General features: G+C 60.4%; 9 protein-coding genes. 6 read left to right on the forward strand and 3 right to left on the reverse strand.

Annotated elements, in window-relative coordinates:
* The coding region (locus tag PH552_RS32745) for a transposase (RefSeq protein ID WP_285166446.1) at nucleotides 1–245 on the reverse strand (245 nt) is incomplete at its 3' end.
* 272 nt (nucleotides 246–517) lie between these two features.
* Here PH552_RS32745 and PH552_RS32750 point away from each other — a divergent pair.
* The 4 genes from PH552_RS32750 to PH552_RS32765 all read left to right on the forward strand — a co-directional run bounded on the left by PH552_RS32750 (nucleotide 518) and on the right by PH552_RS32765 (nucleotide 3,291).
* Entirely contained in the window at nucleotides 518–1,807 is a 1,290-nt protein-coding gene (locus PH552_RS32750; protein ID WP_113250742.1) for an Hsp70 family protein, read from the forward strand.
* Between the two features lie 54 nt (nucleotides 1,808–1,861).
* The gene (locus PH552_RS32755; protein WP_113250743.1) at nucleotides 1,862–2,746 is read left to right on the forward strand and encodes a uracil-DNA glycosylase; all 885 of its coding nucleotides are present in this window, start codon (nucleotides 1,862–1,864) and stop codon (nucleotides 2,744–2,746) included.
* Nucleotides 2,747–2,884: 138 nt separating this feature from the next.
* Nucleotides 2,885–3,076, forward strand: coding sequence for a hypothetical protein (locus PH552_RS32760; RefSeq protein WP_112342541.1), 192 nt, complete (start codon nucleotides 2,885–2,887; stop codon nucleotides 3,074–3,076).
* Nucleotides 3,077–3,129: 53 nt separating this feature from the next.
* Nucleotides 3,130–3,291 carry a hypothetical protein gene (locus PH552_RS32765; RefSeq protein WP_169644814.1) on the forward strand — a complete coding sequence of 54 codons (162 nt, stop codon included), beginning with the start codon at nucleotides 3,130–3,132 and terminating at the stop codon, nucleotides 3,289–3,291.
* Nucleotides 3,292–3,353: 62 nt separating this feature from the next.
* Here the strand turns inward: PH552_RS32765 and PH552_RS32770 are convergent, their stop codons facing one another.
* A complete protein-coding gene (locus tag PH552_RS32770) occupies nucleotides 3,354–4,229 on the reverse strand; it encodes a hypothetical protein (protein WP_112342540.1) in 876 nt (291 codons plus the stop codon).
* Nucleotides 4,230–4,714: 485 nt separating this feature from the next.
* On the opposite strand from PH552_RS32770, the gene pepN reads away from it, so the two are divergent.
* Together pepN and PH552_RS32780 are read left to right on the forward strand one after the other, a co-directional pair.
* Nucleotides 4,715–7,363 carry an aminopeptidase N gene (gene pepN / locus PH552_RS32775; RefSeq protein WP_285166652.1) on the forward strand — a complete coding sequence of 883 codons (2,649 nt, stop codon included), beginning with the start codon at nucleotides 4,715–4,717 and terminating at the stop codon, nucleotides 7,361–7,363.
* 229 nt (nucleotides 7,364–7,592) lie between these two features.
* Nucleotides 7,593–9,908 (forward strand): PAS domain-containing sensor histidine kinase, encoded by a 2,316-nt coding sequence (locus PH552_RS32780; RefSeq protein WP_112342538.1) that lies wholly within the window; start codon nucleotides 7,593–7,595, stop codon nucleotides 9,906–9,908.
* A gap of 99 nt (nucleotides 9,909–10,007) precedes the next feature.
* Here the strand turns inward: PH552_RS32780 and PH552_RS32785 are convergent, their stop codons facing one another.
* A complete protein-coding gene (locus PH552_RS32785) occupies nucleotides 10,008–12,968 on the reverse strand; it encodes a bifunctional [glutamine synthetase] adenylyltransferase/[glutamine synthetase]-adenylyl-L-tyrosine phosphorylase (RefSeq protein WP_183762973.1) in 2,961 nt (986 codons plus the stop codon).
* Nucleotides 12,969–12,996: the final 28 nt, after the last annotated feature.

Genomic DNA, 12,996 nt, shown 5'->3' on the forward strand with positions numbered 1-12,996 from the left:
TCGCGCACCAGCTGCCGCTCGGAGCGAATGCCGTAGAGGTAGCCGATGAACAGCGCCTTGAACATCAGCGTCGGATCAAGCGGCGGGCGGCCATTGTCGGCGCAGTACAAGCCGGCAACGCGATCGTGGATGAACGAGAAGTCGATCACCGCGTCTATTCGGCGCAGAAGGTGATCCTTCGGCACAAGACTGTCGAGCGTCACCATCTCGAGAGCCGTCTGTTCGGGAGCAGGTTTCTTCAGCATGTCCCATTGAATCAAAAACCTCCGGCTGACGCCAGAGGTTTGTCAGCAGTCTGCGGGCGCCGAAAGGCGCCCATTCCTTTTCAAGCAAAGCGAAACGCATCGCCGGTGAAATACTGCCGGGGATGTCATAGCGAGTAAAAATAAAAGCACCCTTCCGGCTTGAACTTGAAGCTTAGCCATGTCATGACGCGCCCTCTTTGCGACAGGGCGCGTCAGCGTCTCACAGGGGCTCGGCCCCAATCCAGACAATTTCGACGGAAAGGAGTGCGGGCATGGCTCGGGCGCTTGGTTTCGACTTCGGCACGACGAACACGGTTCTGGCGATGGCCGATGGGTCCGCGACACAGTCGGTCGCCTTCCATAGTGCAGCCGGCACAACCGACAGCATGCGCACGGCGCTCTCCTTCATGAAAGATCCGGGATTGGGCGCGACCGCGCTCAAGGTGGAGGCCGGGCATGCGGCGATCCGGCAATTCATCGACAACCCCGGCGACTGTCGCTTCCTGCAGTCGATCAAAACCTTTGCGGCGAGCGCCCTCTTCCAGGGCACGCTGATCTTCGCCAAGCGGCACAGCTTCGAGGATCTGATGGAGATCTTCGTGCGCCGCCTGCGCGCCTACGCCGGAGAGGGATGGCCCGAAAATGTTTCGCGCATCGTCACCGGACGGCCGGTGCACTTTGCCGGCGCCAATCCGAACCCAGCCCTTGCGACGGAGCGCTACAACGCCGCTCTTGCACGGTTCGGCTTTCCCGAAATCCATTATGTCTATGAGCCGGTGGCGGCGGCCTTCTACTTCGCCCAGCATCTGGAGAAAGATGCGACCGTGCTGGTTGCCGACTTCGGCGGTGGTACGACCGACTATTCGCTGATCCGCTTCGAAACGCATGCCGGAAAGCTGACGGCCACCCCCATCGGCCACTCGGGCGTCGGTATCGCCGGCGATCATTTCGATTTCAGGATGATCGACAACATCGTCTCGCCTGCGATCGGCAAGGGCAGCTTCTTCAAGAGCTTCGACAAACTACTGGAAGTGCCGACCTCCTACTACGCCAATTTCGGGCGCTGGAACCAGCTTTCGATCTTCAAGACCTCGCGCGAATATGCCGATCTGAAGACACTCGTACGCAGCAGCCTGGAACCGGAAAAGCTGGAAACCTTCATCGAGCTCGTCGACCATGATGAGGGCTATCCGCTCTATCAGGCCGTATCGGCGACGAAGATGGCGCTTTCGCGCGAAGAAGAAGCCGAATTCAACTTCCCGCCGCTCGGCAAGGCCGGCCGCAAGCATGTTCGCCGGGCCGATTTCGAGAGCTGGATTGCCGACGACCTCGCCCGCATCGAGAGTGCGCTGGACGACGTTCTGACGACCACGAAGACGTTGCCCGATTCGATCGACAAGGTGTTTCTGACCGGCGGCACCTCTTTCGTGCCGGCAGTTCGGCGCATCTTCACGGAACGCTTCGGCCAGGAGCGTATCGAAACGGGTGGCGAACTGCTATCGATCGCCCACGGTCTTGCCCTGATCGGCGAGCGCGACGATATCGCTCAGTGGACGGCCTGACATAGCACCCGCCCCGCTCTTTCGTTCCTGTGTCGCTTTGGCTAGAGTTCGCTAATGATTTCCGCCAGCGACCTCACCCCGGCCGAACTTGCCGCGCTTCTGCATTTTCATGCGGATGCCGGTGTCGATTGGCTGCTGGAAGAACAACCGGTGGATCGGTTTGCCGAATTCGAGGCCATGCGTGCCGCCAGGGAAGGCGCGCGCGCCGCGCAGCCCCGCGCTGAAGCTTCGGCGCCTGCGACGCGGACGCAGCCGGAGCGTCGGCAGGCTGCAAAGCCGGCCGCACCTTCTGCCGCACCACCGCGCGCCGCGCCCGCCATTCCCGATGAGCAGGCTGTGGAACAGGCGCGGTTCGCCGCCGAAAGTGCACGCTCGCTCAGCGAATTAAAAACCGCGATCGAAGCCTTCAATGGCTGCAATCTCAAGAATAGCGCCCGCTCGACGATCTTTGCGAGCGGTACCGCGGAAGGCCGAATCATGGTGATCGGTCCGATGCCGAGCGCCGACGATGACAGGGAAGGCGCACCGTTTTCCGGCCGCGCCGGCCTGTTGCTGGACAAGATGCTGGCCGCCATCGGCCTGCAACGTGACGGGATTCTGCTCGCCAACGTCATTCCGTGGCGGCCGCCCGGCAACCGGGCGCCATCCGCGCCCGAAATCGAGATATGTCGTCCGTTCATAGAACGGCAGATCGCGCTCGCCGAGCCGAAGGCCTTGCTGCTGCTCGGCAATTTTACCGCCAGATACTTCTTCGGAGGGGGCGAGACCATTCACGGATTGCGCGGACAGTGGCGCGAATTAAGCATTCTTGGCCGGGCCGTGCCGGCAATCGCCAGTCTCCATCCGCAGGAACTGCTGACCGCACCGATCAACAAGCGCCTGGCTTGGAACGACCTGCTGGCCTTCAAACATTATATCGACGCCGAAATATTAGGCTGATTTTCGCCACAGTTAACGAAAAATGACGCTAGCCGTGCATTTTATGCATGGCAGTCTTCTGGCGTTGTGCATTGCGGAATCAATGTTGCGTTGCAATATAGAGTGGCGTCTTGGGAGGAATCGAAAGGAACCAAGGCCATGACTGCACGTTTGCGCCCTATTCACTGCGGGTTTGATACCCTACGCCGAGCCATCGAGCCCGTGCGCGCGATAAATGGACATCGCAATTTCGGCATCGCTGCCAATGAGCAGATGATCGCTCGAGGGACAGGTGTTTCGGCTCGCGTCAGCCGCCCGACGGCAATCTTCGCGGATTTCCGAACCTGCTGAACACAGGCGCCGCTGGCGCCGCAGCGTAGCGTTTGATTATCAGGAATTGTATCATGTCGTCCGGTTTTCGTTCACTCATCGCCTTATTCGATTCGGTCGGCCATATCGGCACCGCTGTGCGAGCTGCCGAGGAGTTTGAGCGCGCGCGCACCTTCCGCAAGGAGGAATGCCGCGAGACAGGTGCCGCGCGGGTATCGGCGAGCATCCCTCTTTGAAATTTCACGGATGGATCCGCATCCCGTTGGCTGCGGCCTAACGGCCAAGCCAGCGCCGACCTTTACTCGTCAATAGCGACAGCGGAGCGTCCCTGGGCCGATCGCGCCCAGGCAAAAGCCTCATCGATCGCGGCCAGCTTCACGGCTTGCCATCCGCAATATTCATCCAGAAAATTGCGCGACACCCACATACGAGTCTTGACCTCATCGTGCCAGCCAATATCCCCCCGCTCGGCCGACTTGCGCAACAGGCGCTGCAGATGGGTTCGCGATATCATGAAGTGGGCGGCCAGCGCCCGCGCATCCACGCGACCGATATCGATCCTGTCTCCCTCCTCGGTGAGATCCAGTTTCGATATGATGTGATCGACGACAAGGCCGCCGGCTTCCGTCCAAAGAAACAAGCCAATGCATTCGGGCGGTTCACGCCAGATTTCCATTTCCAGGCAATTGCGTGCCATGCGTGGCTGGGCAAGATCCATCAGTGCCGGTGAAGCGGCAAGAGCCGCAGCCCGCGCGCCATCGTCAAGCAGATCGAGTGCGGTCAGGTTGGCGAGATACCAACCGAACATCGCGGTGAAGCTCATCTCCGTCGGCACATAACGGCGCGGGCGGCGAACGGGGCCGGGAGCCAGTTCGAGGAAACGATAGGTCTGCAGCTCTTCGATGAAGCTCAAGACCGTATTGCGGCTGGCGACACGATACCGCGTGATGAGGTCTCGGAGCGCTACGACGGTCAACCCCGAGCCGGGAATGGCCGGGTCATGCTCAAGGTGAAGCGCATATGCCGTCTGTGTCAGAAGCCAGCGCTGATGCGAGGCGAGCATGCGCGCAATTCTCGGGCCATTGTCGTAACGGTTGCGCAGCGCCTCGGCAAGAAAGCGCAATGACGCAACGAATTTGGGATGGCGAGCAAGCTGCTCGATGGAAAAACTCAATCGGGCCTCCTTGGGGTGCCCATTTCAATCAGCGATAACAGGGATGTTTCATTTTTGTGAACAAATTCACCGGAATCGATCATAATTCCGACATCTAATAGCATGCTATAGTTATGCAACCGCGCTTATATCGCAAGAGGTTAAACAAATAATTTACTTTAAATTATTGTTTCCTCGACTGAACAGCGGCCTTTGCCCGTAATGCCGCCATGATGATCCGTCTGAATGCGCGGGAATTATAACATCAGTTTGCAAATTGCAGGCGGAAATTAGCGCTTGATCAAGCCGATATCCATTAAAGAGTTGCATTCAACCTAAAATGAAGACAGCCTGCCAAGCGAATACTTATTGTGCCATATCAAAACATATTGATGTCGCGACATGACTTTAACTTTGGTTCAGATTTCGATGTAATGATGCGACACCTCAGTCCGAGGGAGGCTTCGGACTGCACCCGCCATAGCTTAGCCTGATCAGGATAGACCATGCGAACAGACACCGGCCAGATCGTCAATCTGGCAGACTACCGTCCCACCGACTTCGTTCTGGAACGCGTGGACCTTACCTTCGATCTGCATCCAACCGAAACCAAGGTCGAAGCGCGGCTGATCTTCCACCGTCGCGAAGGCATCGATCCCAAGGCACCGCTCGTGCTCGATGGCGACGAACTGGTTCTGTCTGGGCTGCTGCTCGACCAGGGAGAACTTCCCGCCGAGCAATATGACGCCACGCCGGAGAGCCTCACCGTTCGCGATTTGCCGGAAAGCACGCCTTTCGAGCTGACGATCACGACCGTGATCAACCCGGAAGCCAATACGCAGCTGATGGGCCTCTACCGCACCGGCGGCATTTATTGCACGCAGTGCGAGGCCGAGGGCTTCCGTCGCATCACCTATTTCCCCGACCGGCCGGACGTTCTCGCGCCCTATACGGTCAATATCATCGCGGACAAGGCCGCCAATCCGCTGCTGCTGTCGAACGGCAATTTTCTCGGCGGCGCCGGCTATGGTGAAGGCAGGCATTTCGCCGCCTGGTTCGATCCGCATCCAAAGCCGAGCTATCTCTTCGCGCTCGTCGCCGGCGACCTCGGCGTTGTCGAAGATACGTTCACCACTCTTTCCGGCCGCGAAGTGGCGCTGAAGATCTATGTCGAACATGGCAAGGAGCCGCGTGCCGCCTATGCCATGGACGCGCTGAAGCGCTCGATGAAGTGGGACGAAGAGCGGTTCGGCCGCGAATACGATCTCGATATCTTCATGATCGTCGCCGTATCGGACTTCAACATGGGCGCGATGGAGAACAAGGGGCTCAACGTCTTCAACGACAAATACGTGCTCGCCGATCCCGAGACGGCGACCGATGCCGACTATGCCAATATCGAAGCCATCATCGCCCACGAATATTTCCATAATTGGACCGGCAACCGCATCACCTGCCGCGACTGGTTCCAGCTCTGCCTCAAGGAAGGCCTGACCGTCTATCGCGATCACGAATTCTCGGCCGACCAGCGCTCGCGTCCCGTCAAGCGCATCGCCGAAGTCCGTCATCTCAAGTCAGAACAGTTTCCGGAGGACAGCGGGCCGCTCGCCCATCCCGTTCGGCCAACGACATATCGTGAAATCAACAACTTCTATACGACGACCGTCTACGAGAAGGGCAGCGAAGTCACGCGCATGATCGCAACCCTGCTCGGCCGCGATCTCTTCAAGAAGGGTATGGACCTCTATTTCGATCGGCACGACGGACAGGCCGTCACGATCGAAGATTTCATCAAGTGCTTCGAGGATGTCAGCGACCGCGATCTCGCGCAGTTTTCGTTGTGGTACCATCAGGCCGGGACGCCCCTTGTCACCGCATCCGGCGCCTATGATGCCGATGCCAAGACGTTCACTTTGTCGCTTGAGCAGATGGTGCCGGCAACGCCTGGTCAAACCGCCAAAAAGCCGATGCATATTCCGCTGCGCATGGGTCTGCTTGCCGAAGACGGCAGTCTCATCACACCAACATCCGTCATCGGTGCGGAGCTCACCGACGACGTGCTGCACCTGACGAAGCAGACGCAGACGGTGACGTTCCACGGCATTCCCTCGCGCCCGGTCCTGTCGCTCAATCGCAGCTTCTCGACGCCGATCAACCTGCAATTCAGCCAGGGCGCCCGCGATCTCGCGCTGATCGCCCGCTACGAGACCGATCATTTCGCCCGCTGGCAGGCGCTGACCGATCTCGGCTTGCCCAACCTCTTGCAGGCGGCGCGTGACGCACGCCAGGGCATCGATATCACCTGCGATTCAGCCTTCATCGATGCACTGCTTGCAGCGGCGGCCGACGAAAGCCTGGAGCCGGCATTCCGCGCGCAGGCGCTCGCGCTGCCGAGCGAGGCCGATATTGCCCGCGAACTCGGCGGCAACAACGATCCGGATGCCATTCACGCCGCGCGCCAGACAATCATCAAGCGGGTGGCCGAGGCCGGAAAACAGGTCTTCACCGCGCTTTATGATGAAATGCAGATGTCGGGCGCCTTCACGCCCGATGCAGCAAGCGCCGGCCGCCGCGCCTTGCGCAATGCGGCGCTGGGCTATCTGTCGCAGCTGGACGAGACGCCAGCGAGAGCGAAAGCCGCCTATGATGCCGCCAACAATATGACCGATCTCAGTGCGGCGCTCACCATTCTGGCGCAGCGCTTCCCGGATACGGCAGAGACGGCGGCCGCGCTTGCGCATTTCCGCGACCGCTTCGCAGACAACGCGCTCGTCATCGACAAGTGGTTCGCCATTCAGGCCGCAATCCCCGGCGCGGGCGCGCTGGAGCGCATTCGGCTGCTGATGGAGACGCCGCTGTTCAAGCACACCAATCCGAACCGCGTCCGCGCGCTGGTCGGTACCTTCGCCTTCGCAAACCCCACGGGTTTCGGCCGGGCCGACGGCGCCGGATACCATTTCCTGGCCGACGAAATTCTCGAGATCGATCCGCGCAATCCACAGCTCGCCGCGCGCATCCTGACATCGATGCGCTCCTGGCGGCTGCTGGAGCCGGTGCGTGCCGACCATGCCCGCTCGGCACTGATGCGGATCGAACGCTCGAACAGCCTTTCGACCGACGTGCGCGACATCGTGGACCGCATCCTGAAGGAGTGACTGCGACCTCCCCGCATACCGATCTCAAAGGCTGATTTGCATCGGCCTTTTCATCTCAAACGAGTCCCGCATCTGCGCAACTTACCGCTGCGTGTGCAAAATATATCGAAATCGCAGCTGGTTAAGAAAGTTTTACCACACCCTCTGGACAAGCCGAATCACGAGTGATTCATTAAGGCAGATTCGGGCGAGCGGCGCAGCGAATCACACGAGGGACAAGGCTAAAGCAATGGTGGACGTGCGGCGGGCAACCGCGGCCGATGGACGGCTGCGTGTTAATTTCGACGGTCTGAAATCCTGGCATAGCGGCGTTACCGATCGAACCGGAGTGCGTGTGGAGGCGATTTCGCGTCACTTCCCGCAGACGGAACATATTCTCAAGCGCATCATTCCGGTCCTCATCGTTTCCTTCCTGATGGTCGTTGCCGCCTCGCATTTCTTCGGCATGGTGACCGAACATAGTCGGATGGCGGCGTCTGCCCGCCGCACGACTTCGCTTTCCATCGCCGCCGCATCCGCCGCCTTTTCGAACGATGCCAGCCTGTTCCAGGCCGGCGACCGCAGCAGCGCGGAGCGGAAGCTGGCCACCTTTTTACCGCAGGATCGATTGGATACCGGCGCATTCGTGCTGCTCGTACAGTCGAGCGGACGGGTGTTCGGCTCGTCGGCCGCCGGCTCGAGCTATATCGGCATGCTGATCTCCGACTTCTTTCCTGAGGTATCGGCCATCCGCAATTTCGGCGACCATGCCGGCGTGATCGAAACCATGATTGGCGGCGAGCCCTATTATGCGGCGATTTCCCTGATCGGCGACAAGGGCGATTTCATTCTGTCGGCCGCATCGATGGATCAGATCGACAAGCTCTGGCGCGACGAACTCACGCTCAACGTCACGCTCTTTGCCGGCATCTCCTCCATCCTGCTCGTCATTCTCTATGCCTATTACACCCAGGTGAAGCGGGCCCGGGATGCGGATGAAATCTTCCTCGAATCGAACCTGCGCGTCGAGACGGCGCTTTCGCGCGGCCGCTGCGGTCTTTGGGATTTCGATTTCACCAGCCGGAAGTTCTTCTGGTCGCGCTCGATGTACGACATGCTCGGGCTACCAGCCGCCGACAAGCCGCTCGCCTTTACGGACGCGGCGCGGCTGATGCATCCGGATGACAATAGCCTTCATATGCTCGCCCGCTCCGTGACCCGCGGCAATGCCGGCCAGGTGGATCAAATCCTGCGCATCCGCCACGCCAAGGGGCATTATGTCTGGATGCGCGCCCGCGCCCAGGTGATCCGCACCAACTCCGGCCGCGTGCACATGATCGGCATCGCCATGGACGTGACGGAACAGCACCGGCTGGCTCAGCGCTATGCCGAAGCCGATCAGAGACTGGCCGATGCCATCGAATGCACGTCCGAAGCCTTCGTGCTGTGGGACAAGAACGACCGCCTCGTCATGTGCAACGCGCATTTCCAGCAGGCTTACGGCCTGCCCGACAATGTGCTCGTGCCCGGTACCGAGCGCGCTGTCGTCAATGCCGCGGCAGCGCGGCCGGTCATCGAGCGGCGCATCGTCGATCCCGGGCGCATCAGCCATTCGCAGACGACGGAAGTGCAGCTGGCCGATGAGCGCTGGCTGCAGATCAACGAGCGTCGCACCCGTGACGGCGGCCTCGTCTCCGTCGGTACTGATATCACGCAGCTGAAGCGCAATCAGGAGCGCCTTCGCGAGTCCGAGCGCCGGCTGATGGCGACGATCAACGATCTCTCCGCTTCGCGGCAGATCCTGGAACGGCAGAAGGCCGAGCTTTCGACCGCCAATGCCAACTATCTTGCGGAAAAAGAACGCGCCGAAGCGGCCAACAGGGCCAAATCGGAATTCCTCGCCAACATGTCGCATGAACTGCGCACGCCGCTCAACGCCATCCTCGGCTTCTCGGAGATCCTGCAGGACCAGATGTTCGGTCCGCTCGGCTCCGCCCGCTACAACGAATATGCCAAGGATATCCACGACAGCGGCAAGCATCTGCTTAACGTCATCAACGACATTCTCGACATGTCCAAGATCGAGGCCGGGCATATGAAGCTCTCTTGCGAGCAGATCAATCTGGCGCCGCTCATCGAGGAGTGCCTGCGTTTCACCCGCATCCCGGCCGCTCAGAAGAACATCCTCGTCGAGCAGAGCATTTCCTCGGAGATCAAGCTGAGTGCCGACCGCCGGGCAATGAAGCAGATCGTCCTCAATCTGCTCTCCAACGCCGTGAAATTCACCAATGACGGAGGCCGTATCGCGGTTCGCACGCGCAAGGTCGAAGATGCTGTCATGCTTGTCATCGCCGATACGGGCATCGGCATTCCGAAATCGGCCTTGAGCAAGATCGGCCAACCTTTTGAACAGGTGCAGAGCCAATATGCCAAGAGCAAGGGAGGCTCAGGGCTTGGGCTTGCCATTTCGAGATCGCTGACCGCGCTGCATCATGGCCGCATGCGCATCCGCTCCCGCGAGGGCATCGGCACGGTCATTGCGATCCGTATCCCGGATCAGCGCTAAAGCGCGTCGCGATCTTTCAGATTCGCTTCCGGCGCTTTACGTCCTTGATTTTGCGCATGTCGTTGTCGCAAACCGCTGCGCACTTTTGCGCGACATGCTTCAGCTTCCAACGGTTGCCTGAAATACCTTCCGCACCGTCTTCGACAACCGCTTCAGCTCCGCTTCCAAGGCGCGGATATCGGGGCAGTCGCCGGCACGGCAGACCAGCTCGACCAGTCCCGAAGGCGCGTTCTGTGGATCGAACGAGCCGTCGATGCAGAGCCGGATGAGCTGCGACAGTTCCGTATAGAGATGTAAAGCTTCCAGGCAGACATCGAGATCATTGCGATTCATCAGGCTGGCGCCCAACAGTTTCAACGCTTCCGCCGTGCTGAGACCGTTCGCGTCGATGCCGACGCCATGCTCGGGTGCGATCAGCCGCAAATATTGCGCTGTGAATTCGATATCGATCAGGCCGCCGGGGATCAGCTTCAGGTCCCAGATGCTTTCGGGCGGCTTTTCCTGCTCGATCAGGCCGCGCATCTCGCGAACATCCCTGGCGATCTTGGCCGCATCTCTCTTTGCCGAGAGAACTTCGCCGATGATGCGCTCGGCATCGTTCACCAACGCCTCATCCCCGTCGATCAGGCGTGCCCGCGAAAGCGCCATATGCTCCCAGGTCCAGGCCTCCGTCCGCTGATATTTCTCGAAGGAGTTGATGCGCGTGGCGACGGGCCCCTTGTTTCCGGAAGGGCGCAGGCGCATGTCCACCTCGTAGAGGATGCCTTCGGCGGTCGGCGCCGAGAGAGCAGCAATCAGACGCTGGGTAATGCGTGTGAAATAACGCAGGGCGTCGAGTGGCTTCGGTCCCGTCGATTCACCGGCCGCCTCGTCGTAGTCATAGAGCAGGATGATGTCGATGTCGGACCCCGCCGTCAGCTCGAAACTGCCGAGCTTGCCCATGCCGACGACAGCGATGCGACCGCCGGGATATTCGCCATGCGCCGCGCGGATTTCCTTCATCACGGCATCCAGCGCCGCTTCGACAATCAGATCGGCAAGGTAGGTGAAGGCTCGGGCCGCCATCTGCCCACCGATCGCGCCCGTCAGCAGGCGGATGCCGATCAGGAAACGCTGTTCGGATGCGAAGATGCGCAGGCGGTCCAACACCTCCTCATAATGTCTTGCCGGCGCCAGGAAGCTGCTGATGCGCTCGGCCAGGTAATCGCGCGTCGGCAATTCGGCCATGAGGCCGGGGTCCAGCATGCCGTCGAAGACATGCGGCTTGGCCGCGATGATCTCGGCAAGACGCGGCGCCGAGGACATGATGTTGACGATGAGGGAAAGCAGCGCCGGATTGGTGCTGAGCAGCGAGAAGAGCTGGATGCCCGCCGGCAGGCCGGAAATGAAACTGTCGAAGCGCAACAGCGCCTCGTCGGCACGCTTGCTTTCGCCGAAGACACGCAACAGCTCGGGCGTCAGCTCCGTCAGCCGCTCGCGCGCTTCCACCGATTGGGTCGCGCGATATCGGCCATAGTGCCAGGTGCGGATCACATTGGCGATGTCGGATGGCCTTTCAAAGCCGAGGCGACGAAGCGTCTCCAGCGTGTCGGGATCGTCGCCCTGGCCGGTGAAAACCAGGTTGCCCGTTCCGGACGACAGCTTCGTTTCCTGCTCGAACAGGCGCGCATAACGCCGCTCGACCGTTTTCAGCGTCGTCACCAGAGCCTCGGAGAAGGCCGTCACGTCGGCAAAACCCATCATGAAGACGATGCGCCGGAGCTCGGCATCGGTCTCTGGCAGCAGATGCGTCTGCTCGTCGCGCACCATCTGGATGCGATGTTCGACATTGCGCAGGAACCAGTAAGCCGATGTCAGCTCATCGCGGGTTTCCGCGTCGATCCATTTCGCCTCGGTCAATTCGGCGAGCGTTTGCTCCGTCGATCGGCAACGTAATGCCGGCATGCGGCCGCCGGCAATGAGCTGCTGCGTTTGCACGAAGAACTCGATCTCGCGAATGCCACCGCGGCCAAGCTTGACGTTGTGGCCTTTGACGGCGATCGCTCCGTGGCCCTTGTGCACATGGATCTGTCGCTTGATCGAATGAATGTCTGATATCGCCGCATAGTCCAGATATTTGCGGAAGACGAAGGGCACGAGATCGCGAATGAAAGCCTGGCCGGCGGCGATATCGCCAGCAACCGGACGCGCCTTGATGAAGGCCGCGCGCTCCCAGTTCTGCCCCCTGCCCTCGTAATAGATCATCGCCGCGTCCACAGGGATCGCCAGCGGTGTGGAGCCTGGATCGGGACGCAGGCGAAGATCGGTGCGGAACACATAACCATCCGCCGTGCGCTCCTGCAGAATGCGCACCAGCCGCCGCATCAGCCGCGGGAAGATATCGATGGCGTCATCCGGATCGGGCACGATGCCCGCCGTCTCGTCGAAGAAGACGACCAGATCGATGTCAGATGAGTAATTCAGCTCCTCGGCGCCGAGCTTGCCCATGCCGAGCACGATCAGCCCCGATTTCTGGCTCGGCGATGCGGGATCGGGGAGCGAAATCTTGCCGGCTTCGTGCGACGACAGCAGCAGATGATCGATCGCCGCCGAGATGGAAGCTTCGGCAAGTCTGCTCAGCCAAAGGGTTGTCGCCTTGCCATTGTAGATACCGGCGAGATCGGCGAGCGCGATCAGAAAGGCGGCGCGGCGCTTGACGATGCGCAGGCGGCTCATCACCTCGGATTCCGAAGATGAAGGGCTAGCCTCCTCAGCCGGCAACCAAGCGCGGCGGGCCTCTCCCACAAGTGCTTCGACCTGAGGCGATAGCGGCCTTTCGATAGCAGCCACGAGGAGCGACGGTTCGAGATTGGCGATCTCGCGCAGATGAGGAGACAGGGTGAACGCAGCGACGATAAAATCCCGCAATGCGCTCTCCTCGGCGAGCAAGGCGGCGACGGCAGGCTCTGTCCCGCCGATCTGCTTGAGATCGGCAAGTGCTGACTTCGTCTCGGTCTGGTTCAAAGGCCGCAACCGCCCAGACGGAACATCCCGCAGCAAATCGCTTTGCGTCGTCGTCATGCAGCTCTCCCCAACAGCAAGCGGATAG

Source organism: Rhizobium aureum, from assembly GCF_030182495.1.
GTDB classification, from domain to species: Bacteria; Pseudomonadota; Alphaproteobacteria; order Rhizobiales; family Rhizobiaceae; genus Rhizobium; species Rhizobium tropici_C.

Excerpts from the sequence above, each read along its gene's own strand:
- PH552_RS32750 (WP_113250742.1), top strand. The coding sequence starts at position 518 with ATGGCTCGGGCGCTTGGTTTCGACTTCGGCACGACGAACACGGTTCTG.
- PH552_RS32755 (WP_113250743.1), top strand. The coding sequence starts at position 1,862 with ATGATTTCCGCCAGCGACCTCACCCCGGCCGAACTTGCCGCGCTTCTG.
- PH552_RS32760 (WP_112342541.1), top strand. The coding sequence starts at position 2,885 with ATGACTGCACGTTTGCGCCCTATTCACTGCGGGTTTGATACCCTACGC.
- PH552_RS32765 (WP_169644814.1), top strand. The coding sequence starts at position 3,130 with ATGTCGTCCGGTTTTCGTTCACTCATCGCCTTATTCGATTCGGTCGGC.
- pepN (WP_285166652.1), top strand. The coding sequence starts at position 4,715 with ATGCGAACAGACACCGGCCAGATCGTCAATCTGGCAGACTACCGTCCC.
- PH552_RS32780 (WP_112342538.1), top strand. The coding sequence starts at position 7,593 with ATGGTGGACGTGCGGCGGGCAACCGCGGCCGATGGACGGCTGCGTGTT.
- PH552_RS32785 (WP_183762973.1), bottom strand. The coding sequence starts at position 12,968 with ATGACGACGACGCAAAGCGATTTGCTGCGGGATGTTCCGTCTGGGCGG.